Source organism: Microvirga flavescens (assembly GCF_003290125.1).
GTDB lineage: Bacteria > Pseudomonadota > Alphaproteobacteria > Rhizobiales > Beijerinckiaceae > Microvirga > Microvirga flavescens.
Genome location: NZ_QMKH01000001.1, coordinates 125,918 through 150,257 on the forward strand (window position 1 = coordinate 125,918; position 24,340 = coordinate 150,257).

At 63.4% G+C, this 24,340-nt stretch carries 20 protein-coding genes; 9 read left to right on the forward strand and 11 right to left on the reverse strand.

The annotated features are described in order from the left end of the window. The first annotated feature begins 12 nt into the window (after positions 1-12). On the forward strand, positions 13-807 hold the full coding sequence (locus tag DQW91_RS00520; protein ID WP_157961288.1) for a bestrophin-like domain: 795 nt from the start codon (positions 13-15) through the stop codon (positions 805-807). A 90-nt stretch (positions 808-897) separates the two neighbouring features. After that, entirely contained in the window at positions 898-1,800 is a 903-nt protein-coding gene (locus DQW91_RS00525; protein ID WP_112661645.1) for a sugar kinase, read from the forward strand. Between the two features lie 80 nt (positions 1,801-1,880). Here the strand turns inward: DQW91_RS00525 and DQW91_RS00530 are convergent, their stop codons facing one another. From DQW91_RS00530 to DQW91_RS00570, 9 genes are all read right to left on the reverse strand, one after another. Further along, positions 1,881-3,464 carry a peptide chain release factor 3 gene (locus tag DQW91_RS00530; protein WP_112661646.1) on the reverse strand — a complete coding sequence of 528 codons (1,584 nt, stop codon included), beginning with the start codon at positions 3,462-3,464 and terminating at the stop codon, positions 1,881-1,883. Positions 3,465-3,784: 320 nt separating this feature from the next. Beyond that, a complete protein-coding gene (locus DQW91_RS00535) occupies positions 3,785-4,285 on the reverse strand; it encodes a hypothetical protein (protein WP_112661647.1) in 501 nt (166 codons plus the stop codon). A gap of 262 nt (positions 4,286-4,547) precedes the next feature. Continuing rightward, positions 4,548-5,663, reverse strand: a complete 1,116-nt coding sequence (locus DQW91_RS00540) for a succinylglutamate desuccinylase/aspartoacylase family protein (protein WP_112661648.1) — start codon at positions 5,661-5,663, stop codon at positions 4,548-4,550. A gap of 64 nt (positions 5,664-5,727) precedes the next feature. Next, positions 5,728-6,705, reverse strand: a complete 978-nt coding sequence (locus DQW91_RS00545; RefSeq protein ID WP_425373362.1) for a glucokinase — start codon at positions 6,703-6,705, stop codon at positions 5,728-5,730. 101 nt (positions 6,706-6,806) lie between these two features. Beyond that, positions 6,807-8,615 (reverse strand): glycoside hydrolase family 15 protein, encoded by a 1,809-nt coding sequence (locus DQW91_RS00550; RefSeq protein ID WP_112661650.1) that lies wholly within the window; start codon positions 8,613-8,615, stop codon positions 6,807-6,809. After that, positions 8,612-9,364 carry a trehalose-phosphatase gene (otsB, locus tag DQW91_RS00555; protein WP_245410851.1) on the reverse strand — a complete coding sequence of 251 codons (753 nt, stop codon included), beginning with the start codon at positions 9,362-9,364 and terminating at the stop codon, positions 8,612-8,614. Before otsB ends, DQW91_RS00550 begins: the two co-directional genes overlap by 4 nt. 25 nt (positions 9,365-9,389) lie before the next feature. Beyond that, positions 9,390-11,624 (reverse strand): alpha,alpha-trehalose-phosphate synthase (UDP-forming), encoded by a 2,235-nt coding sequence (locus DQW91_RS00560; protein ID WP_112661652.1) that lies wholly within the window; start codon positions 11,622-11,624, stop codon positions 9,390-9,392. A gap of 235 nt (positions 11,625-11,859) precedes the next feature. Then, positions 11,860-13,185, reverse strand: a complete 1,326-nt coding sequence (locus DQW91_RS00565; RefSeq protein WP_112661653.1) for an HlyD family type I secretion periplasmic adaptor subunit — start codon at positions 13,183-13,185, stop codon at positions 11,860-11,862. Then, positions 13,185-14,951, reverse strand: coding sequence for a type I secretion system permease/ATPase (locus DQW91_RS00570; RefSeq protein ID WP_112661654.1), 1,767 nt, complete (start codon positions 14,949-14,951; stop codon positions 13,185-13,187). Before DQW91_RS00570 ends, DQW91_RS00565 begins: the two co-directional genes overlap by 1 nt. Positions 14,952-15,584: 633 nt before the next feature. Between DQW91_RS00570 and DQW91_RS00575 the strand changes: the two genes are divergently transcribed. From DQW91_RS00575 to DQW91_RS00600, 6 genes are all read left to right on the forward strand, one after another. Next, on the forward strand, positions 15,585-16,733 hold the full coding sequence (locus DQW91_RS00575) for a glycosyltransferase family 4 protein (protein ID WP_245410852.1): 1,149 nt from the start codon (positions 15,585-15,587) through the stop codon (positions 16,731-16,733). Further along, complete coding sequence (locus tag DQW91_RS00580) at positions 16,730-17,392, forward strand: class I SAM-dependent methyltransferase (RefSeq protein ID WP_112661656.1); 663 nt, start codon at positions 16,730-16,732, stop codon at positions 17,390-17,392. The genes DQW91_RS00575 and DQW91_RS00580 overlap by 4 nt, the downstream gene beginning before the upstream one ends. Before the next feature lie 133 nt (positions 17,393-17,525). Further along, positions 17,526-18,041, forward strand: coding sequence for a Fur family transcriptional regulator (locus DQW91_RS00585; protein ID WP_198411737.1), 516 nt, complete (start codon positions 17,526-17,528; stop codon positions 18,039-18,041). 72 nt (positions 18,042-18,113) lie between these two features. Further along, entirely contained in the window at positions 18,114-19,400 is a 1,287-nt protein-coding gene (gene ispG, locus DQW91_RS00590) for a flavodoxin-dependent (E)-4-hydroxy-3-methylbut-2-enyl-diphosphate synthase (RefSeq protein WP_112661657.1), read from the forward strand. A gap of 187 nt (positions 19,401-19,587) precedes the next feature. Continuing rightward, positions 19,588-21,516, forward strand: coding sequence for a potassium transporter Kup (locus DQW91_RS00595; protein WP_112661658.1), 1,929 nt, complete (start codon positions 19,588-19,590; stop codon positions 21,514-21,516). 38 nt (positions 21,517-21,554) lie between these two features. Further along, a complete protein-coding gene (locus DQW91_RS00600) occupies positions 21,555-22,112 on the forward strand; it encodes a GNAT family N-acetyltransferase (RefSeq protein WP_112661659.1) in 558 nt (185 codons plus the stop codon). Here the strand turns inward: DQW91_RS00600 and DQW91_RS00605 are convergent. Further along, on the reverse strand, positions 22,088-22,597 hold the full coding sequence (locus tag DQW91_RS00605) for a GNAT family N-acetyltransferase (protein WP_112661660.1): 510 nt from the start codon (positions 22,595-22,597) through the stop codon (positions 22,088-22,090). The two genes, DQW91_RS00600 and DQW91_RS00605, sit on opposite strands and share 25 nt — an antisense overlap. 14 nt (positions 22,598-22,611) lie before the next feature. Further along, positions 22,612-23,538 (reverse strand): polyprenyl synthetase family protein, encoded by a 927-nt coding sequence (locus DQW91_RS00610; RefSeq protein WP_112661661.1) that lies wholly within the window; start codon positions 23,536-23,538, stop codon positions 22,612-22,614. Between DQW91_RS00610 and mtgA the strand changes: the two genes are divergently transcribed. Continuing rightward, on the forward strand, positions 23,537-24,325 hold the full coding sequence (mtgA, locus tag DQW91_RS00615) for a monofunctional biosynthetic peptidoglycan transglycosylase (protein WP_245410853.1): 789 nt from the start codon (positions 23,537-23,539) through the stop codon (positions 24,323-24,325). The two genes, DQW91_RS00610 and mtgA, sit on opposite strands and share 2 nt — an antisense overlap. Positions 24,326-24,340: the final 15 nt, after the last annotated feature.

Sequence of the window (24,340 nt, forward strand, 5' to 3'; positions counted from 1 at the left end):
ATGGAGGCCCCGATGATCTTCGATCGATGGCTCGACATGCCGGTCTGGGGCATCTTCGTCAGCCTGGCCGCTCTCCTCACGATTTTCCTCCTCTTCATTCACTGGCTCAGCTTCGGAAAGCGCTGCCGCACGACAGCGTCAAGCTTCACAGGAATCGTCGCGCCCTTTTTCGGATCCGTCGCAATCCTCTTTGCGCTGCTGACAGGCTTTCTCGCGAGCGATGTCTGGGAGCGCAGTCGCCGCGCTGCCGACGCCATCTTCGCCGAGCGTGACGGGCTTCTGGCCCTCAACACCATGACCATCGCCAGCGCCGCCGACATGCGGAATGTGCGCCAAGCCATCCGCGATTACATTCGCATCCTCATCGAGGACGAATGGCCCCGCATGGCGAATCAGGAGAGTTCGCCGAGGGCCGAAGAGGCTCTTCTCTCCATCCTCAGCCTTGTCTCCGATCCGAAGGTGGGGATCGAAGCCGGACAGGCTGCGCAAGGGGCGTTTCTCGATACGGTTCTTTCCCTGCGCAAGGCCCGCTCGGTGCGGCTGTCCTTGAGCGATGACCAGACGGACCGCACAAAATGGACCGTCGTTATTTTCCTCGCCCTCATGACCCAGGTCGCCATCGCGATGGTGCATCTGGAACGTCCGCGCGCCCAGGTCGCTGCCCTGTCGATCTTTTCAATCGCCGTCGTGGTGGCGCTTGGCCTCATCGCGACGCGCGAGCGCCCATTCGACGGGGCTTTGGGCTATTCCGCCGAACCACTGGCCGACGCACTGGCGACCATGGTCGAGCCTTCGCCAAAGCCTTGAGCTTCGCCGCGAGAACTTGCACAATCGCCGGCGCTCGGCCAATGCTTCCGAGCCGAATCGTTTCCCTTCAACCACGGTAGCGTATTTTCCATGCAAGCCCTCTTTGTTGGTCAGACTTACATCGATGTGACGTTCCTGGCGGATGAGATTCCGACCGGCGACGAAAAGACAGTGGCGCGGGACTACGCTATCTCCTTTGGCGGCAACGCCGTGACGGCCGCCTTCGCCTGCGCCAAGCTCGGCATCGTGCCCGATCTTTTGACCTCGATCGCGGATGACTGGCTTGGGCGCATGTTCATCGACATGGCCGCGAAGTACGGCATTTCCGTCCATCATCGCAAGGTGGTGGAATCCTCGCTGTCCTTCATCATGCCGAACAACGGCAAGCGCGCCATCGTCCGCTGCCGTGACGACCATTATCTCCATCCCGTTCCGCCGCTGAACCTCACCGGCTGCCGCGCGCTCCACCTCGACGGCCACCAGGCGGACGCGGCCATGCACTACGCAAAGACCTGCCGTGAAGCAGGCATTCTCACCTCGCTCGATGGCGGTGGCCTGCGCTCCAACACGCATGAGCTTCTCGAGTTCATCGATGTCGCGATCGTGGCCGAACGCCTGTGCGAGCAGATGAATCTGACGCCGGGCGAAATGCTGACTTATCTGAAGAGCCGCGGTTGCAAGGTGGGCGGCGTCACCTTGGGCGAGCGCGGTCTCGTCTGGTACGACGAAACCGGAACGGAAGGCGTTCTTCCCGCGCTCGCCGTGCCGTCGGAAAACGTTGTCGACACCAACGGCGCGGGCGACATCTTCCACGGTGCCTACGTCTATTCCGCGATGGCGCGGCCCGACATGCCGTGGCGCGAACACTTCATCTTCGCGCGCGCGGCGTCAGGCTATGCCATTCAGCATCTCGGCAACGAAGCGAGCTTGCCGACTGTCGCCGACATCGAGGCGACGCAGGCGCAGTTTGCGGAGCGCAAGCTCGCGGCTTGATGAAATCGGCGCGTCCGGAACCCTCCTCATGATCAACGCAGGCGGATGGCGTTTCGCCCCCGCCTGCATGAATGCGGCTCTCAAGCCGCCTTCTTCTGATAATCCTTCACATCCGAGAACGTGATGCCTTTGGTGCGGTCGATCTCGTATTGAAGGTTGAAGTTGTTCGCTGCCATGAAGACGGGCGCATCGTCGAGGTCGCGCGCCATCGACGAGAGATGGCTGTCGACGAAACGGTCGAGTTCGACACCGTCTTCCGCCGTGATCCAGCGGCAGATCGTGAAGCGCGTCGGCTCGTAATCGATAGGCAGGCCGTATTCAGCCAACAGGCGCTCTTTCAGCACATCGAGCTGCAGCGCACCCACGACGCCGACGATGGCGCCTGAGCCGTCCTGCGGAATGAAAAGCTGCACGACACCCTCTTCCGCCATCTGCTGCAAGGCCTCGCGCAGCTTCTTCGCCTTCATCGCGTCCTGCAGCTTGATGCGCCGCAGGATTTCAGGCGCGAAGCTCGGCACGCCGCGAAACACGATGTCCTCGCCCTCGGTGAGCGTGTCGCCGATGCGCAGGGTGCCGTGGTTGGGAATACCCACCACGTCCCCAGCCCAGGCCTCGTCCGCAATCGCGCGGTCCTGCGCGAAGAAGAATTGCGGCGCGTTGAGGCTCATAGGTTTTCCCGTGCGCACGAGCTTCGCCTTCATGCCGCGCGCAAGCTTGCCCGAGCAGATGCGCATGAAGGCGATGCGGTCGCGATGGTTCGGATCCATGTTGGCCTGAATCTTGAACACGAAACCGGTCATCTTCGGCTCGCCCGCCTCGACCTGGCGCTTGTCCGCCTCCTGCCCGCGCGGCGGCGGGGCATAGGCCGCCATCGCGTCGATGAGGTCGCGCACGCCGAAATTGCGCAGGGCGCTGCCGAAGAACACCGGCGTCAGATGCCCCTCGCGGAAGGACGTGAGATCGAACGGCTTGCAGGCTTCCTTCGCCAGCGACACTTCCTCGCGCCACGCCTCGATCTCGTGCGACGGAAGCATCGCCTCGATCAACGGATCGTCGGGGCCGGAAACGCTCTGCGGCTCGTCATCGGTGTCGATGCGGCGCACGAGGTTGCGTGCAAGATCGTATGTGCCCGCGAAGCTGCGGCCCTGGCCGATGGGCCAGGTGACAGGTGTGGTGTCGAGGGCCAGCGTCTTTTCGATCTCGTCGAGAAGATCGAAGGGATTGCGCGTCTCGCGGTCCATCTTGTTCACGAAGGTGACGATGGGAATGTCGCGCATGCGGCAGACTTCGAAGAGCTTTCGCGTGCGCGCCTCGATGCCCTTCGCGGCGTCGATCACCATGATGGCGGAATCGACCGCCGTGAGCGTGCGGTAGGTATCTTCCGAGAAGTCCTCGTGGCCCGGCGTGTCGAGCAGGTTGAAGACGCAATCGCCGTATTCGAAGGTCATCACCGAGGTGACGACGGAGATGCCGCGCTCCTTCTCGATGCCCATCCAGTCCGAGCGCGTAGAGACGCGGTTCTTCTTGGCCTTCACCTCACCGGCGAGCTGGATCGCTCCGCCGAAGAGCAGCAGCTTTTCGGTCAACGTGGTCTTACCCGCGTCGGGGTGGGAGATGATCGCAAACGTGCGACGGCGTCTCACGGGAGCCGGAAGGTCAGTCATGGTGTCCAGGTTCTACTCAAGATGGCACGGCGGAGGCAAGACGCCGCAGCGCAGCCCTCTTTACGCCATTTGGCCTCACACACCATATTGGATATTCGCGCAACAACGAAAAGGAGGTGGTCCAGTGTCTCATTGTCACTGTCGTCGCCTCGCCGTGGGCATCCGCTAAGTCATTGATTTAGCCTTGGCTCTGCGGAACCGCCCATGGCGAACCGCACGGCGAGGTAATGCTAAGAGCACGCCGGAGAGGGGCCCCTTTCCGGCGTGCTTCGCTGAAAAGCCCTACCTTCGCACAGATCTGAAACGGAACGCCCGCAGCCTCAGGCCCGGACGGGCTGAACGGCCCCTCTCCGGAACTCCCTGGCAGCAAGAACCCCCAACACGACGAAAACCGCGAGCGCTATGCCCTGCGACAGGACGAAGGGCAGCTCGGCCTGTGTCAGTGCGGTATTCTTGAGAGCAGGGACCTTCAGGAAAGCCTGGGCGATGGCGACGAAGGCGAGCAGATAGACGCTCGCGACCACTCCCGCCGCATAGATTCGTCGCCATGTCCCTGAAAAATGGGCGATGTACCGCGCATAGAGCACCGCCGCGAGGATGATCAGGGCGATCACGCCGACGATATGGGATGGCAACACGCCGTTGAAGGGAAAGCCGAACCCGGTGACGCTGGTGGCGATGGCGGTGAAGAGGAACACGCCGGTCCAGAACGGGCGGATTCGCGCCGCGAACAGATCGGCAATGACGATGAAGCCCACGGCAAGGGCAATGAGGCTCAAGGCGGTATGGATGAAGGTGTAGGTCGCTAAACTGACGATCATCGGAGATCTCCGTTTTCGGGGAACGATGTCGCGCCCAGGGTCAGCCTTGCAAGAAAGCCGGCCCGGTCGGCCCAAGGCTCTCCCGCATATCCTCCTCTCGTCTTGTTCGTCTGGTCTTCTTCTGCCCTTCGCCCGGAAAGTCGCGCAACAAGGCCAAGATACGCCAGGGCCGCCCCCTGACAAGATCATTGTCCCAACGCGCGTTCTGAAATGAAAAAGCCGCCCTTCACGGGGGCGGCTTTCCTTGTGGGGTAGTGGAGCCTCAGGCACCCAGCAATTTTCCGGTCCGACTTGCAATCGTGCCCGCGATCTTGGCGAGGCGCTGCCCCTCGCCGGCGAAACGGCCGAGAATGCGGGCGAACATCACCCCGTCGCAGCCGGCCTTGGCCTGCGCGACCTTGCCGGAGAGAGGGTCGACGATCTCAGCGATGACGTCCCCCGCCTTCACCTCGGCACCCGGCTGAACCTGGAAGACGACGATACCGGAGGCCGGCGCGACGACGGGCACGGACGCCGCCAGCGGCGTCGGCTTGCAGAGGGCGGCAGGGACCTTGGGCGCCTCGCCTGCGATGACGCCGCGCAAGGTCAGATAGTCGATCAGGGCCTTCGCGTCGGCGCAGGCGTAATCGTGGTTCACGTCCCCTTCGCCGCGGAACTCCACCGTTGTCGAATGGCATCCGAACGGGATCGGGCGATCCGGAAAGCGATCTGCCAGCTCGGCCCAGGGACGGCTGCAGGCTTCATCGAAGGGATCGTCGCCAGATTCCTCCGCGAGGAGAATGGCCCTCACGCCGAGCAGGGCGCAGAGGGGCGCGAACTCATCCGCCGAGCGGGTATGCGTGTAAAAGTGCATCACGGCCTCGGAATCGCAGTGCAGATCGAGCACGATGTCCGCCTCGATGGCGAGGCGCAGCAGGGTCTTCTTCAGCACCTCGGCCGGATTGTTGACAGGCGTGGCGTCGAGCTCAGCAACAAGCGCCTCGCGAATCGTGCGGACATTGGCGGCGCCGTCATCCGCGAGGCGTCCCGCCACGCGCTCGGCCACCTTCGGCACGAGATAAGGATAGCCCCGGTTAAAGTTCATGCCGTTCGAAAAATCGAAGCGCCCGACCGGCGTCCCGAGCATGCGTTGGGAAAGACCAATGGGATTGGCCGACGGCACCAGGATGATCTCACCCTTGATCTTGCCTTCCGCCTCCAATGCCAGGAGCCGCTCGCGCACATGGTGCGCGGCGATCATGCCGGGGATCTCGTCGGCGTGGAGCGCCGCCTGGATATAGACGCGCGGGCGCGCGCCCGCCTCACCGAAGCGGTGCACGGTCAGGGAGAGGTTCGCGCCGGGAGCGAGGGGCGAGAGAGCAATCTGTTCTGTTTTCATGGCCTGATGAGAAAGCGCCGAAGAGGCAAGGAGGAGAAGTCGGTCACGGTGGCGGGCGGAGCCTTCAGGCTCGCCAGCCCTGCGCGTGATAGATGAAACGTTCCGGATGTGTCACGAGGGCCGACAGCCCTTCGAGCGCGGGCTCCGGATTGGTGATCACAAAAGCCGGAACGTTGCGCGCCCAGTTGTCGTGGGGAGCCTTGCGGTCGAACGCGCCGCGAAAGCCGCCCTTTTGCAGAATATCGACCATGCGCGGCGCGATGCCGCCGCCGATAAAGACCCCGCCGCTCGCCTCGAAGGTCAACGCCAGATCCCCGGCAAAGCGCCCGAGCCAGCGGCCGAAGAAATCGAGGACCTCGGTTGCCAGAACATCCCCCTCACGCGCGGCAGTGAGAATGTCGTTCGGCACCTTGAAGGTGAAATCCACGCCCCGATGGGCGGCAAGCGCCCGCGCGAGACGGAACAGCCCCGGCCCGGACAGGACGACTTCCGCCGTGATGCGCCCGCCGACTCGCTCCAGATGCGGCCACAGGGCCATTTCTTCGTCAGTCACGGGCCCGAATTCCACATGGCCCGCCTCCGTCGCCAGAATCGCGAAGCGGTCCTCCACCGGCACAAGGGCTGCTGCGCCGAAACCCGTTCCCGGGCCCAGCACCAGGCGTGCGCCTTCACCGGGCCTGCCGCCGTAGCCGAGGGGCGCAAGATCGCCGCGCGCGGCGTCGAGCACCGTCGCGGACGCCGCCACCGGCGTATAATCGTTGACGAGCACGACACGCTCCAACCCGAGCGCCGTGCCGATGGATTGGGCGTCGATGGTCCAATCGGCATTTGTGAGGCGGATGACCGGACGGTCGACGCGGGTCGCGACCGCGATGATTGCGGAGCGCGGAGCAACCCCGGCATAGCCCTTCAGCGCGGTCCTGATGGCCACGACCGGGTCGGAGGTCTGGGCTGTGAGGGTGCGAGGCAGGAACAGAATGGGTTCGCCGGGGCCCATGAGGACGGCGAAGCGGGCATTGGTGCCACCGATGTCACCAAGCAGAACAGGAAACGCGAACATCAAACCCCTTTTCTGCTCTTCTCACCGCACCGGGTACGCGTCCTGATCGCATGGGCGAAGCGGCTGCTTTGCCCGTCAATGCTTCAGAATGCGTCCTCCCAGCTCCGGCTCAGGCGTACGGCAGAATTGATGAGACCGACCATTGAATAGGTCTGCGGGAAATTGCCCCATAATTCCCCCGTCGTGAAGTCCGCATCCTCAGAAAAGAGACCGAAGGAATTCCGTAAGCGCAAAATTCGTTCGAAAAGGTCCCGTGCCTCCTGACGGCGGCCAATGGCGTTGAGGGCATCAACATACCAGAAGGCGCAGACCATGAACGCCGTGTGCATGCGCCCGAAATCGTCCTCTACGTCGTAACGGAGCAGAAGATCGCCCCGCCGCAGGTTCTTGCCGATGGCATCCACCGTGGCGACGAATCGCGGATCGTCAGGCTTCACAAAGCCGATTTCGGCCAGAAGCAGCAGGGTCGCGTCCAGGTGCTCGCCGTCGAAGCCCGAAACGAAGGTGCCGGTTTGAGCATTGAAAGCGCGCGCATCGATCACCGCATGCATGCGGTCGGCCTGCTCGCGCCAATAGGCGATGCAGTCCTCACGCTTGAGCACCCCAGCAATCCGTGCCAGCCGGTCGCACGCCGCCCAGCACATGACACTCGGAAAGGTGTGGATGGAGGCCTTGGTGCGCAGCTCCCAGGGCCCGGCGTCAGGCTGGTCGAATACCTCCACCGCACGCTGACCGAGTTTTTCGAGATGCTCGAACAGGGCGCGATTGCCGGTGCGGATCAGGCGACGGTCGAAGAAGGCATGGGTTGAGGCGAGAATGATGCTGCCGTAGGCGTCGTTCTGAATCTGCGTGTAGGCCGCATTGCCGACACGTACCGGCCCCATGCCACGATAGCCGGTAAGCGCCTCGGCGACATTCTCCTCGAGCTGCATTGACCGCGTGATGCTGAACAGCGGCGGCATGTCCTTCTGGTCCGGGATCGCCTCCATGTCGTCGACGATGTTGGCGATGTAATTGAGATAGTCCTCCATCGTGCCGGTGGTGCCGAGGCGGTTGAGCGCGTGGATCACGAAATAGGCATCGCGCAACCAGCAATAACGATAGTCCCAGTTGCGTTCGCTATGGGGCGCTTCCGGGATCGATGTCGTGAGCGCGGCAACGATGGCGCCGGTCTCCTCATAGTTGCAGAGCTTGAGCGTGATCGCCGCGCGGATCACCGCCTCCTGCCAGTCGAAGGGGATCGACAGCGAGCGCACCCAGTCGAGCCAGAAGTCGATCGTCTTGCTCAAGAATTCGCGCGCCGTGGCATCCGCCTCCGCACGCAAAGGCTCGTCCTCTCCGAAGAAGAACGAAACCGGCCTGTCGACCACGAAAGGACGCTCGGCGAACACGTAGGAGATCGGCGCGTCCGTCGTGAGCCGGAGCGAACGTCCCGGCCCGACGAACCGAAGATGGTTGCTGCCGCGCGTCAGGCTCGGTTTCTGCGAGCCCCATTCGAAATGCGGACGCAGGCGTACGCGGATTCGTGGGCGCCCCTTCACAGGCCGCACGCGGCGGATCAGCATCGGCGGGCGATACATGCGGTCGAAATTCTTGAATCGTGGCGCGAAGTCCGTGATCTCAAGCACGTTTCCATGCGCATCCATCATGGTGGACACGAGGACCGCCGTATTTTCGATGTAAGTCTGTTCGCATGTCTGCATGCCGACCATGTCGATGGCGAAGATGCCATGCTGGTCGGTATCGGCCCTGCCTTCCGAGGAATCGATCAAGGCGGATAGAATGGGATCTCCATCAAAGCGCGGGAAGCAGCTCCAGACGATCTGCGCGCGCCGGTCCACAAGCGCCGCGATCATGCAGTTACCGATGACGGCAAGGTCGAGTGAAGTCATGCGCCAGCCTCCTCCATCAACGGCAACACGCCTCCCGCGACCCAGGCGGACAGGCATTGTCTCAGCGCGGCGGGTGTCTGCAGCCTCTTTTGGGCGACGGTGTTGCCATCCCCGATGCGGACCGAAATTCCATCAAGGGCGTTCACAGCGTTGAACCCGTTCTCGTCCGTCAAATCGTCCCCGACGAAGATCGGCCTGCGCCCTCGATAGGGGGCTTGTCGGAGAAAACTCTCGATGACCTTTCCCTTGCCTGCCGCCGCCGGCAAAAGTTCTGCAACCGCCTTGCCCAACTGAATGCGATATTCCGGCCCCAGCGCCTCGGCCGCCGCATTCACCGTCGCAAGAACGAAGTCCCTCTCCTGCGGAGCGAGACGCCAGTGGACTGCAACAGAGCATCCCTTGTCCTCGACCAGAACGCCGGACTTCGCGGATGCGACATCTTGAAGGCGTGGAACGATCCCGCGCAGGCGCGGATGATCCTCAGGCTGGCAGAGATAGACCGTCTTGCCGATGCGATATTCAAGCCCGTGAAGGCCGGCGATGTCGAAGCGATACGGCGCGAGTCTCGTATCGAGAAAAGCGATGGGCCGCCCGCTGATGATGGCGAGCGCACCGCCGAGTCTGTCCTTCATGCCGGAAAGCACATCGCGCAATCCCTGATCGACCACGACCGCATCGGGGCGCTCTACGATGTCGACAAGCGTGCCGTCGAAATCGAGAAAGAGCGCCCACTGTTCCGCAGCAGCCAAGGATGCGTTTCGATGGGCCGGGTGTTCACGCATTGGCTGCCGCGCGCCTCCCCGCCTTGATCAAGCGCCGAATGCGTTGCCTCTTGCGCAGGCGCGATGCCGCCAGCAGCATCTGTCCCGCCCAGCGATAGACATTGCGCTCGCGCACCTGATCGCGCATGAGCCGCAGGCGCTCACGCTGCTCGTTGGGAGACATCCGCAGGGCGCGGTCGATGGCCTGCCCCATCGCATGCCCGTTATAGGGATTGACGATCAGCGCCTCCGACAACTCACGGGACGCGCCCGCGAAGGCCGAGAGAATCAAGACGCCCTCCTCATCATCCCTCGCGGCGACGAATTCCTTGGCGACGAGGTTCATGCCGTCATGCAGGCTGGAGACGATGCACAGGTCCGCCGCACGAAACAGCTCGAAAACCTGGTCCGGCTGATGATGCCGGATGAGAAGTTTGATCGGCTCGTAAGTATCAGAGCCGTGCTTCTGGTTGATCTCCTTCGCCAGCGCTTCGGCCTCGTCCTGCAACTGACGATAACTCGCGAGCTTGCTGCGCGTCGGCGCGGCCACCTGAATGAAGGTGAAGCGTCCCTTCCATTCGGGATGATCGGTCAGAAGAAAATCGATGGCCTGCATGCGGTCGACGATTCCCTTCGTGTAATCGAACCGCTCGATGCCGACGCCGATGCGGATATCGTCAGGCAGGCCGAGACGCCGCCGCACGGCGAGGCGGCATTCCGGAACGGGCTTTTGCCCTTCGAGCGCCGTCGGGGGCCACTCGATGGAAATGGGATAGGGACGGATCAAGGTTTCCTGGCCGCCGAAGGTCACGGAATCCTTTTCCCTGTCGATGCGGCTTTCGACATAGGCATCCACGGCGTCGAGGAAGTGGTTGCAATGGGCCTGCGTGTGAAACCCGAGAATGGAGGAGCCAAGGAGACCATCGATGATCTCCTCGCGCCACGGGCAGATGCCGAAAGTCTCCGCGTTCGGCCACGGAATATGCCAGAACGTCACGATGGTCGCGCGAGGCAACCGGTCGCGGATCATGCGCGGCAGCAGGGCGAAGTGATAGTCCTGCACGAGCACGATGGGGTCCTCACGCTTGGCCTCCGCCACAACGGCATCTGCGAATTTTTCGTTCACCGCGCGATACATGCGCCAATCGGATTCACGGAAAGTGGGGCGCACGAAGGCGATGTGACAGAGCGGCCACAGGCCTTCATTGGCGGCGCCATAATAATAGCCGTCCTGCTCCTCCTCCGAGAGCCAGACGCGCCGCAGCGTGTAGAGCGGATGATCGGGTGGAACCGCAACGCGATCATAAGGATCGACAGTTTCTCGATCCGCGGAGCCGCTGCCATGCGCGATCCACGTTCCGCCGCACGCGCGCGTCACCGGCTCGAGTGCGGCGACGAGACCGCTCGCGGGAATCTGCAGCGTGATGTCGCCACTTTCCGTTTTATTGTGGATGTAAGGTTCACGGTTCGACACCACGATCACTTCCGAGCCGGAGAGCTCGTTCGAGAGGGCGGCGCGCAGGGTCTCGGGACTCCAGTCGGTATGGGCGGCGTCGATGGTACGACGGGAAGATTCAAGCTCCCGCAAGACGTCTCGGATTTCCTGACCGATGGGGATGAGCTCGTCGTCCGCAGGTGCGCCCGCCGTCCCGGTGCGCGCATTCTCTATGGCCAGGCGGATCGAGGCGAGCCAGCGGCGCATCACCAACATCGCAATGACGGAGGCAAGCGCGGCCGCGCCGAAAGCGACGCCAGTCAAGGCGAGGAAGAGATAATTGCGCGCTTCCCAGCCGCGCTGCTCGGCATAGCTGAGGTCGTGAAGAATGACGAGATGCCCCGTCCGGCCGCTCGAGACTTTCAACGGAAAGGCACTGACCAGAATGTTGCGGTTGTCCTCGGAGATCGTCGCGGATGCTTCGGCGTTCGAGCGTGCGGCCTGCTCGCAGGAGAACGATTGCGGCATGTTCTTTGTGGGGTAGCTCAAGCCGTTCGCGTCGCAATATCCGATCGCCAGCACGCGCTCGTCGGACGTGATCCGGTCGAACAGGGCCGTGAGGCTCGCCGCATCATTTTTCTGGAGAAGGCTTGCGACCTGATCGCGGGCCGAATTGAAAACCAGCCGCGAGCGCAGTTCCACATCACGGCGAGACCACTGTTCCACAAACGAAGTCGCGAACGGCAGAACCGCCAGGATCACGATGGCGGCAACCAGCAGTGCGATTCCGCCAAAGCGGAGGATGATTTTCAAAACGACGAAACCTCGCTGAAGCTTTTCAATGAATCGAATTGCCTAGCTTTAAAACTCACTGCACCGCGCAAAGTTTCATGCCCGTAGGAGAAAACCTGGCCTGGACAGCTATGGCGCGGCGCAGGCACGAAAAAGGCCCGGTCGACTGACCGGGCCTTTGTCAACGCTCAACTCACGAACTCGGTTGCTAAAGCAGCTCTCGCGAACCCGAGGGCCGCCGCCTTGGCAGCGAGCTTTAGTGTTCGCGGAAAGCGCGAGCGAATTGCTCGCTCACGGGCTTCATGAGGTATTGGAACGGTGTGCGCTCGTTGACCTGCACGAACACTTCCGCCTGCATGCCAGCGATCAGCTTGAGCTGGCCAAGACGCTTGAGCTCCTCCGAAGGAATCGCCACGCGGATCGTATAGAACGACGCCCCGGTCTGCTGATCGCGCGAGACGTCTGCCGAGATGCGCGAAACCGTTCCGTGAAGCTCGGGAGTGTTGCGGGCATTCGAGGCGTGAACGCGAATGGCCGCCGGCTGACCGATGGCGAGCTGATCGATCTCGTTCGGCAGCACGCGTGCTTCGAGGTCGAGAACGTCGTTCGACGGCACGATGAGCATCACAGGTTCGGCGGGGGAAATCACGCCACCGACCGTGTGCACATTGAGCTGGTGAACATAGCCCGGGCTCGGTGCGCGGATATCCGTGCGCTTGAGCTGGTCTTCGGCCGCCACGCGACGCTCGGTATACTCGTTGACCTGAGCCTGCGTGTCACGCAGATCCTTGAGCGTATTGGCGCGCGTCTCCTCATCGACCTGAATGATCTGGAGATCGGTTTCCGCGATGCGCCCCTGCGACTGGGCAACAGCCGCGATGAGTTGTCCACGCTGGCCTTCGATAGAGGCTGCATCACGCTCGAGAGCGTTGAGGCGTGGCAATTGCACCAGGTTCTTCTGATAGAGATCGCGAACGCCCTTCAGCTCATCGGCAATGAACGCGGCCTCGCGGGCCTTCGATTCCTGCTGCGCCGTGAGGCCGCGAATCTCGTCCTGATACTGCGAGACGCGCTTCCGGAGCTGGTCCTTCTGGCTCTCGCGGCTCGCCTTGCGAGCATCGAACAGCGTTTTTTCAGAGGCCAGCATCTTCTTGATGTTGGGCTCGTCGACACGCTTGGCGAGCTCGACAGGAACCTGGATCTCCGCGATGCCGTCACGTTCGGCTTCGAGGCGAGCCTGGCGGGCCAGCAATTCGTCGAGCTGCTTGGACACGAGCTGGAGATTGGCCCGCGTCACGGTCTCGTCGAGGCGCACCAGAAGGTCGCCCGCGTTCACGCGATCGCCGTCACGCACCTTCAGCTCGCCGACGATGCCGCCGGTCGGGTGCTGCACCTTCTTGACGCTGGAATCGATGACGAACTGGCCGCCGGCGACAACAGCGCCGGACAGGTTGGCAGTGGCCGCCCAAAGTCCGATGGTGCCCGCGAACAACGCGATTGTCGAAAGTCCGAGCCGGTTGAGATAACGCAGCTTGTTCTGGTGGATGGAAGGTTTAGCTGGAGCGGATTGCAGGACGAGCATTAGCCGACCTCCCTCAGGGAAGCCCCTTGCGGCGCGCCTTGCGGACGCGCCGGAGCTTGCTGTGCATTGTTGCGTTTCATGACGGCCTGCAGAACCTCGTCACGCGGACCGACGGCCTTGACGCGGCCTTCTTCCATGATTGCGACGAGATCCACATTGCCGAGAGCGGCGGGACGGTGCGTGATGATGACGATCACGCCGCCACGCTGGCGCACCGACAGGATGGCCTGATTGAGAGCCTCGTCGCCGGCGCCGTCAAGGCTGGCGTTGGGCTCGTCGAGCACCACGAGGAAGGGATCGCCATAGAGCGCACGGGCAAGCGCCACGCGCTGACGTTGGCCGCCGGAAAGCGAAGCGCCGCCTTCACCGATATGCGTGTCGTAGCCGTCGGGAAGGTTGAGGATCAGCTCATGCGCGCCGGCCTTCTTCGCAGCGTCGATGATCGACTCAGGCTTGGCGTCGGGCTGGAAGCGGGAAATGTTCTCGGCAACCGTGCCGTCGAACAGCTCGACGTCCTGCGGCAGGTAGCCCACATGACGCCCGAGACTGTCGGGCTCCCACTGGTCGAGCGCCGCGCTATCAACGCGCACTTCGCCCCGAAGCGTCGGCCACACGCCGACGAGGGCGCGCGCGAGGCTCGACTTGCCGGAGGCGCTGGGTCCGATCAGGCCAAGCCCCTGGCCGGCCTTCAGCTCGAAGGCCGCGGCCTGCACGATGGGCTGGTTGGAACCAGGCGCGGCGACATAGATGTCGTCCACGAGAAGGCTGGCGACGGGCGCGGGCAGCGGCAGGCGCTTACCCTGCGCCGGGATCAGCGACAGGATGCGCTGCAGGCGATGATAGCTCTGACGCGCACCGATGAAGCCCTTCCAGTTCGCAACCGCGATTTCGATGGGAGCCAGCGCGCGGGACATCATGATCGACGCCGCGATCATGGAGCCGCCTGACATCTGCCCCTCGATCACCAGCAGCGCGCCCAGACCGAGGATGCCCGATTGCAGGACCATGCGGAAGATCTTGGCGAAAGCGCTCATGACCGACGACGATTCGCTCAGGCGGAGCCCGTCGATCACATGGCGGGTATGCACCTCGTCGTAACGGTCGCCGAGGAAGCCGATCATGCCGAGCGCGCGGACGGCCTCGGCGTTGCGGCGGCTCGTTTCGGCGAGCGTATGGCGCTCGGCGCCGCTCTTGGTGAGCTCATACATCGGATCGCGGCTCTTCTTGTCCGTGTAGAGCGTGAGCAGCACGATGACGACGCCGCCGATCACGGAGAAGAGGCCGAGCCAGGGATGGATGATGAAGCAGCCGAGGAAGAAGATCGGCATGAACGGCATGTCGAAGAGAGCCGTCGGCCCCATGCCGGAAAGGAAGTTGCGGATCTGGTCGAGATCACGGATCGGCTGCATGCTCTCAGACGACTTGGCGCCCTTGAGCGGCATCTGTGCCACGAGATCGAAGATGCGGCGCGCGAGAATCTCGTCGAACCGCGCGCCGATACGGGCGAGCATCTTGGCGCGGATGGTATCCAGCGCACCCGAGAGCACGTAGGCCGCGAGACAGATGAGGGAGAGACCGACGAGCGTCGCGACGCTGCGGCTGGAGAGAACCCGGTCGTAGACCTGCAGCATGTACAGCGAGCCGGTCAGGGCCAGGACGTTGACGATGGCCGAGAAGATGGCGACGCCACCGAACGACGGAAGACACGTTTTAAGAGCGTCGGAAACTTCCGTGCTTTCTTCTCTTGGTCTTGATGCCTGCTTCATTTGAAATTCCTAAAGACGCCTCTGCCGCGTTCGTTTCCCGATTGTTCCGCCTGTAGCGGCCAATTTTCTCAAGAAACGGCGCTTCTCCTTATCGGGACGATAGCTGGGTGCTTAATAATGGAAGAGCGGCCTTCATCAAACCCTTAAGTTAACTAGGTTTGGGAGAGATGTTTCCGCTTCGATCGATAGCCCCGTCAATCGCGGTTTACGTAACGCAACGTTCTTTTGTAATCATATTCCATGTAACTATGTCAACGTTCTGGCACAATAAGTCAAAGCTGCGCCATAGGAAAATTCTTCGGGATTCTTGAGTTGGAGTCACCGAACCGTAAGTGCTTTTGGTTAATCGAACGCCATGCGTTCCACTGGAGACCGCTTCAAGAAACGGCCCATTTGCGCGGAAGAGGTCCCCCGACAATATGTCGATTTTGCGGAATGAGGGCACCAACACCCGCCTCCCCGCCTCGGATCGGAAGCTTGTCGCCGGGGCCTGCTAACGATTTTGCGCGGGTTCCCCCCTGTGGCCATCCGTCGCGGTCACGCATGGTGTTTTCACCCCTCCTCCCGACACGGAGGTTTCCTCAGCCAGGTCCACCGTTTAGAAGAACTGATCCTTTCGCTTCTGGAAAAGCTGTGCCCCTTTCGCCCTCCGATCTCTCTGGCCGCAAGCTTGTCTTTGTCGTCACCGAGGACTGGTTCTTCGCCTCGCATTTCCTGCCGATGGCGCGCGCCGCGCGAGAACTCGGGCTCGACGTGTGCGTCGTCACACGCGTCCGCCGCCACCGCGACGTCATTGAAGCCACAGGTGCCCGGGTTATTCCCCTCGAAGCGGAGCGCCGCAGCCTCAACCCGCTCGCAGCCGGATACGCCGCCGGCCAGCTTGCCGCGATTCTCAAGGATGAGAAGACCGATCTCGTCCATTGCATCGCGCTGAAAGCGATTCTGATCGGCGGGTTTGCCAGCGTCCTCGCCGGAGTGCCGCGCCGGATCTTCGCCCTGACGGGCCTCGGCTTTCTGGGCGCGCGAGGCGATGGGCTGGGTGCCTTCGCGCGCAAGGCCGTTCGCTTTCTGGTGCGTGGCCTCGAAACAAAGCGGACCCGCTACCTTTTCGAAAACCCTGACGATCCGCGCATGCTCGGCCTCGACCCGCACGGCTCACAGGTGATGATCGTGGGCGGGGCCGGCATCGACCCCGAGAGGCTGAAGCCTGCTCCCCTGCCCCCGCAGCCGCCCCTGCGCGTTGCCCTCATCGCCCGTATGCTCTGGTCGAAGGGCGTCGATCTCGCGGTCGAGGCGACGAGAGCGGCAAGGGCGCAGGGGGCGGATGTTGAGCTGTCCCTCTATGGTGCTCCCGACCCCTCGAATCCGAAGGCCATTCCGGAAGAGACCTTGCGGAGCTGGAGCGCCGAACCGGGTATTTCCTGGCATGGCCCGACAACGGACGTGGCCTCGGTCTATGCCGCGCACCATGTGGGCTGCCTTCCCTCCCGCGGAGGCGAGGGCCTGCCGCGTACACTGCTCGAGGCCGCCGCCTGCGGACGTGCCATCGTGACGACGGATGTTCCGGGTTGCCGCACGCTGGTGCGCGATGGAGTCGAGGGACGAATCGCCCCCGCCGACGATGCCGGCAGGCTGGCCGAAATACTGGTCGATCTCACCGCCAACCCCGCCACGGTTGCGGGCATGGGGGAAGCGGCGCGGCGCCGCGTGCTCGACGGCTTCACCGAGCGGGACGTGATGGAAACCGTCAAGACCCTCTACCGCACGGTGCTGACGGCATGATCGCGGATCCGGAGAGCTTCATCCGCAGCCAAACGCGGCTCAGGCCCGTGCCGCATGCCCCGGAGATCAGCCTGTACGTCGCCGACGAGGCCACCGAACTGTGGCAGAAGACCGAGGAAGAGCTGGGGCAGATCGGCCTTCCCCCGCCTTTCTGGGCCTTCGCCTGGGCCGGCGGTCAGGCGCTCGCGCGCTACGTTCTCGACCATCCGGAAACCGTTGAGGGACGCCGCGTGCTCGATTTCGCGTCCGGGTCCGGGCTCGTGGCGATTGCCGCCGCGAAAGCGGGGGCGGCGGAAGTCGTCGCCTGCGAGATCGACCCGTTCGCTCTCACCGCCATCCGCCTGAATGCCGAGGCAAACGGCGTGCATCTTTCGAGCGACGACAGCGACCTGATCGGGCAGGATCGCGGTTGGGACACGGTTATTGCCGGCGACATCTGCTATGAGCGCGATCTTGCCGGGCGGGTGATCGACTGGCTTTTCGCCCTTCGCCGGCGCGGGGCGAGCGTGCTGATCGGCGATCCGGGCCGCAGCTACCTTCCCAAGGAGCGGCTGGAGCCGCTGGCCCTCTACGAAGTCCCGGTCACCCGGGCCCTCGAGGATGCGGAAATCAAGCGGACGAGCGTCTGGCGATTCAAGGAAACCACGGGCGTTCTCTGATTTTGCGAATTTGCAATATCGATTTGATGTTTCGTTGCTTAAAACCCTCTATGAAAGGGTAGTACATTACCTATATAAACATGCGGGAAATCGGCGCCCGTTCCGGGCCGCCCTCGAAATGGTAGGCTCCATCGTGTCCAGCAATCTCGCTTATGCAGAACGCCCCCACCAGGAAGATGTTTGCGCCCATGCCGCCCGCCAGTCCGAGCGCGCCCCTCGGGCCATGGCCCAGGCCGAGGCTGTCTGCCGCTCCAACGGCGCACGGCTGACGCCGATCCGCCGCAACGTGCTGGCGGCCCTCTATAGCACCCACAAGCCGCTCGGCGCTTACGAGCTCGCCGAGATCGTGGCCCCCGGCGGGCGTCGCATCGCGCCGATCACCATTTACCGTGCCCTCGAATTTCTCATCGAACAGGGGCTGGCCCATCGGCTGGCCAGCAAGAACGCCTATGTCGCCAGCCTCAACGGCGGCGCGAAGGAGACGGCCGCGTTTCTCATTTGCGAGGATTGCGGCGGCGTCGACGAGACGATGTCGGAAGAGCTCTCCAACAGCCTGCTGAACATCCTCGGGCGGGAAAGCTTCCAGTCGCGGGAAGCGATGATCGAAATTACCGGCCGCTGCTCGCATTGCCAGAATGCAGCCCATTAGCCGCGCTTGACGGACGCTTGATTAGGCTTCAGCTAAACGACGGCAGCATCCCCTGCCGTCGTGGATAGCCGTATGACCTCCGTTTCCCAGAACCAGACCGTTTCCGAAGCCGACGACATCGCCGGCCCCGCGCCGCGCCACCGGACCGTGGGCGTGCGTGTGGGGGATGTGACGGTCGGCGGCGGCGCGCCGATCGTGGTCCAGTCCATGACGAACACCGACACGGCGGATGCCGATGCGACGGTGGCGCAGGTGGCAGCGCTGGCTCAGGCCGGATCGGAACTCGTGCGCATCACCGTCGACCGGGACGAGGCGGCCGCCGCCGTACCCAAGATCCGCGAACGGCTCGACCGGCTCGGCATCACCGTGCCGCTGGTCGGCGACTTCCACTATATCGGTCATCAGCTTCTCGCCGATCATCCGGCCTGCGCGGAGGCTCTGGCGAAGTACCGCATCAACCCCGGCAATGTCGGCTTCAAGGAAAAGAAGGACCGGCAGTTCGGCGCCATCGTCGAAATGGCGATCCGCCACGGCAAGGCGGTGCGCATCGGTGCCAACTGGGGCTCCCTCGATCAGGAGCTCCTCACCCACCTGATGAACGAGAACGCGGTCTCCGCGCGCCCGCGCGATATGCGCTGGGTCACGCGCGAGGCGATGGTGCAATCCGCCCTTCTCTCCGCCGCCCGCGCGGAAGAAATCGGCCTTCCCCGCGACCGCATCATTCTCTCCGCCAAGGTTTCGGCGGTGCAGGACCTGATCGCCGTCTATCAGGAACTCGCCCGCCGCTCGGACTACGCCATCCACCTCGGTCTGACCGAGGCCGGCATGGGCTCCAAGGGCATCGTCTCCTCCTCCGCCGCCATCGGCATTCTGCTCCAGCAAGGGATCGGCGACACGATCCGCTATTCGCTGACGCCCGAGCCGGGCGGGGACCGCACTGTCGAGGTGCGCACGGCGCAGGAACTGCTCCAGACGATGGGTTTTCGCACCTTCGTGCCGCTCGTCGCCGCCTGCCCCGGCTGTGGACGCACGACCTCGACCGTGTTCCAGGAACTCGCCCGCGATATCCAGACCTGGATTTCCACCTCCATGCCGGAATGGAGAAAGCAGTACCCGGGCGTCGAGGAACTCAACGTCGCCGTCATGGGCTGCATCGTGAACGGGCCCGGAGAATCCAAGCATGCCGATATCGGCATCTCGCTCCCGGGCACCGGCGAGCAGCCGACGGCACCGGTCTTCATCGACGGACGCAAAGCTGTAACCTTGCGCGGGCCGACCCTGGCGCAGGATTTCCAGAAGCTTGTTGAGGACTACATCGAAAAGCGCTTCGGGCCCGGAACCCGAAGCGCGGCGGAATAACCTATCCGTGCCCTCGACCTTCGTGGAACTTGCGCTCAGATTCCGTTTTAAGCTCGCACGCGATATGCTAGAGACCCTGCCGCGCCGGCCCTGGGGCCGCCGCGTTCGGGGATAAGGCCTTCGCATTCGCTGGAACGCGGGCGGATCGAAGGCAGTCACGGACGCGCTCTATACACCACGAGAGATCATGGCAGACCAACACGCCATCACGTCCGGGCAGGCCGACCTGGCCGCTATCGACGCCACCCCTTCGGAAACGCACACCCAAGCCGGATTCTGGACCCTGCTGATCGGTTCGATCGGCGTGGTCTACGGCGACATCGGCACGAGCCCCCTCTACGCCTTCCGCGAAGCGCTGGCGACGGCGAAGGGAGACGGCATCATCGAGCCCATCGAGGTCTATGGCGTCACCTCGCTCATCCTCTGGGCGCTGACGCTGATCGTGACGATCAAGTACGTCATCATCCTTCTGCGCATGGACAACAAGGGCGAGGGCGGAATGCTCTCGCTCATGGCCCTTATCCGCAAGGCGATTGGCGGCGGCACGGTCATTTTCGGCTGCGCCCTTCTCGGCGCGGCCCTGTTCTATGGCGACGCTATCATCACGCCGGCGATCTCCGTTTTGTCCGCGGTCGAAGGCCTCAAGCTCGTCACGCCCGCGCTCGATCATTACATCGTGCCGATCACGCTCACGATCATCGTGATGCTGTTCGCGGTGCAAAGCCGCGGCACCGGCAAGGTCGCCGCCTTCTTCGGGCCTATCACGGTGATCTGGTTCATCGCGATGGCGGTGGCGGCCGTTCCGCACATCATGAACGAACCCGCCGTCTTCATGGCGTTGAATCCCTACTATGCGGTGAACTATCTCGGACATCACGGCGCCTCGGGGCTCGTCGCGCTCGGCGCTGTCTTCCTCGCCGTCACGGGCGCGGAGGCGTTGTTTGCCGATCTTGGGCATTTTGGACGCCGGCCCATTCAAGTGGCGTGGCTCGCCGTCGTCTTTCCCGCGCTGATCCTGAACTATCTCGGCCAGGCGGCTCTGATTCTCGAGAACCCCGACGCCGCCGACAATCCGTTCTTCCTGCTCGTGCCCGAATGGGGCCTGTTGCCGATGGTGCTGCTCGCGACGGCAGCGACGGTCATCGCCAGCCAGGCCGTCATCACCGGCGCTTACTCCATTTCGCGCCAGGCGGTGCAGCTCGGCCTCCTGCCGCGCCTCGAAGCACGCCACACGTCGGAATCGCATTCGGGGCAGATCTATGTGCCGAAGATCAACTGGCTGTTGCTGGTTGGCGTCATTCTGCTCGTCGTTCTGTTCCGCACCTCGGGTGCGCTGGCCTCGGCCTACGGCATTGCGGTGACAGGCACGATGATGGTCACCTCGCTCATGGCCTTCATCGTCCTGTGGCGCGTGTGGAAGTGGTCGCTGCTGGCCTCGGCGTTGGTGATGCTGCCCTTCGCGCTGATCGAGGGCATGTTCCTGGTCGCGAACCTCACGAAGGTTTTCGAGGGTGGCTATGTACCGCTGCTCCTGGCCGCCTCGCTCGTTATCCTCATGCGAACCTGGGTGAAGGGCACTCACATTCTTTTCGAGAAGACCCGCAAGATCGACGTACCTCTCGTCGAGTTGGTCAACATGCTTGAAAAGAGCCCGCCGCATCAGGTGAAGGGCACGGCTGTGTTCCTGACGAGCGACCCGGATACCGCGCCGGCGGCTCTTCTCCATAACCTCAAGCACAACAAGGTGCTGCACGAGAAAAACGCCATTCTCACTGTGCGCAACGTCGACGTACCGCGCGTCAGCGATGACGAGCGCGTGAAGATCGAGCATGTGGGCGATTCGTTCTGGCGCATCCAGATGACCTACGGCTACATGGACACGCCGAACATTCCGCGCGGTCTTGCGATCCTGCGCAAGCAGGGCTTCAAGTTCGACATCATGGCGACGTCGTTCTTCCTGTCCCGCCGCTCGATCAGGCCCGCGACGCGCTCCGGCATGCCGCTGTGGCAGGACAAGATCTTCATCAGCCTCGCCAAGTCCGCGAGCGACGCCACGGACTTCTTCCAGATCCCGACAGGGCGCGTCGTGGAAGTCGGCACGCAGGTCACCGTCTGACATTGCACTTCATGCGGCCCGCGATAAAGTCGGGCCGCATGACGATCATTTCGCTCATCCGGCCCAACATCGAGGGACTTCCCGCCTACGAGGACGCCCTGCGCCGAGGCTGGTCGCCCAACACCACGCGCAACGTGAGCGGCGAGCAGATCGCGCTGCTGGACAAGTTACGGCACGCCCCCGCGCGGTTTCTCTACGAGACTTATGAGAGCCCCACCATCCGCATGCCGGACGGCTCGGAGATGGAGCGTTTGCCCGCGCATGATTTCTGGATCAGCGACGGGGAATTTTGCGGACGCCTCAACTTCCGTTTTCTGCGCGGAACGGAGGAATTGCCGCCGCACGTTTCCGGCCATATCGGCTATTCGGTCGTGCCGTGGAAGCGCCGCCTTGGATGCGCCACGCAGGCGCTGCGCCTCGTCCTTCCCGTCGCGCGGTCGGAAGGTCTCTCGCGCGTTCTCGTCACCTGCGACGACGACAATGTCGGCTCGCAAAAAGTCATTCTCGCCAATGGCGGGGTCTTTGCCGGCGAAACGCCGCATGAAACGCGCGCCGGGCATGTGAAGCTGAACTATTGGGTGCCGACGCTGCCGTAACGCGCGACCCATTCGGGACGAAGGATCGACATCAGCAGAGCCGACACGCGCGATCCATCGGGCCGCGTATAGATCTCGCGCATGATGCCTTCCTGCTGAAAGCCCACATGGCGATAGGCGTTCTGCGCCCGCTCGTTTTGCACCAGAACGTCGAGATAGAAGCGATGCGCGTTGGTCCGCGTAAAGACCCAGGCCATCGCATCGAGAAGAAGCGTGCGGCCAACGCCGTGGCCTGGCTCGCTCACGGCGATGCGCTTGAGCAGCACATTGCCGAACGGTTCATCAAGATCGCGGATGATCGCGAAACCGGCCGAAGATCCATCCGGCTTTTCAGCGATAAGATAGGCGCTGCCCGCCTTCGCGATCTCGTGATTGTGCTGCGCCTCGTCCCACCGCCCGATGAAAGCATCGAAACCGGGCAGGTGCTCGGTCGCCATGACGAAGGGAATATCGGCGGCGCTGCCTTCCCTCGTGCGGATCACCATCGCTCACCTGTCCCTCATACCTGCCGCTCGACCACGAAGCGCACCGCATCGCGAAGCACGTCCGCGCGCGCACCGAAGGAGACAAGCGCCGCGTTCGCCTCATCCACGAGACGCGCGCATTCACGCCGCGCGCCCTCCATGCCCAAAAGGTCGACGAGGGTCGCCTTGCCCTTTTCCTGGTCCTTGCCGGTGCGCTTGCCGAGGGCCTCTGCGGAGGATTCGCGGTCGAGAATATCGTCGGCGACCTGAAAAGCCGCACCGAGCGCGCGGCCATAAGCCACGAGGTTCCGCCGTACGCCCGCATCGGCATGGCCGAGAATCGCGCCCGCCTCGACGGAGAAGGTGAGAATGGCGCCGGTCTTCATCATCTGCAGGCGGCGGACATCGCCTTCCGCCAGATTCGCCACGCCGTAGCGCCCTTCCGCCGCAAGATCCAGCATCTGCCCACCGACCATGCCGCCGAGGCCGGAGGCACGCGCAAGGCCAAGGACAAGCTCGGACCGGATCGCCGGATCGGCATCGACCTCGGGTGAAGCCAGGATTTCGAAGGCGAGCGTCTGCAAAGCGTCGCCCACCAGAATCGCCGTCGCCTCGTCGAAGGCCCGGTGCACGGTCGGGCGTCCGCGCCGCAGGTCGTCATCGTCCATCGAGGGGAGATCGTCGTGGACGAGGGAATAGCAATGCAGGAGTTCGACCGCGCCCCCTGCGAGCAAGGCTCCCCTGCCCTTCGCGCCCAACAGGCGCGCCGTCTCGATCGTCAAAAAGGGCCGCAGCCGCTTGCCCCCCGCCAGCACTGCATGGCGCATCGCCTCCATCAGGCGGGCTGGCCTTGCGATCTCGCCGGGACGCACTTCGTCTGATAGCAAAGCCTGGAGCGTTGTCTCGACATTGCCCGCGGCCTCGGCCAGTCGCATCACGAAAGAGCTGTTGGATGGCATCATGTTCAGCCTGAATCCGGACGAAGCCAAGCTTGCGCCCGAGGAAAGCGATATGGTGAGCCTCAAGCCCGGAGCGATCCGGGCGGAGCGGGAGAGGAAGCCCATGACCGCCTCGCGCCTTCTCCGCCGCATCGTCCAGATCGGCGCATGGGGCATTCTCTTATGGGTGGCGGCGGTGTTTTGGCTAGGCCTTTCCTACGCGCTCATCCCCCCGGTCTCGACCCTGATGCTCGGGCGCTGGCTGACCTTGCAGCCCGTCACACGCGATTTCGTTTCCCTCAAGGAGATCTCCCCTCACCTGTCGCTTGCCGTCATGACCTCGGAGGACAGCCTGTTCTGCCAGCATTCCGGGGTGGATTGGCAGGCCATCCGCGAAGTGGTGGAGGCCGCCGACGAGGACGGCCCGGCGCGCGGCGCGTCGACGATCCCCATGCAGACGGCCAAGAATCTCTTTCTCTGGCCGGGCCGTTCCTACGTCCGAAAAGGCCTGGAACTGCCGGTCGCCCTTTACCTCGATCTGATCTGGCCGAAGACGAAGATGATGGAAAATTATCTCAACATCGCCGAATGGGGCGATGGAATCTTCGGCGCGGAAGCCGCCGCCCGGGCCTATTTCCGCAAGTCCGTGAAGGACTTGACCCGCCGGGAGGCGGCCCTTCTCGCCACCGCCTTGCCGAACCCGCTGGTCAGGAACCCGGCCCGCCCGAGCCGGAGCCATGCGGCAAGGGCCGCGACCATTCTGGCGCGAATGGAATCAGCCGCGCCTTACGCCGGCTGCCTGAAAGACTGAAACGGGGCACGGTTT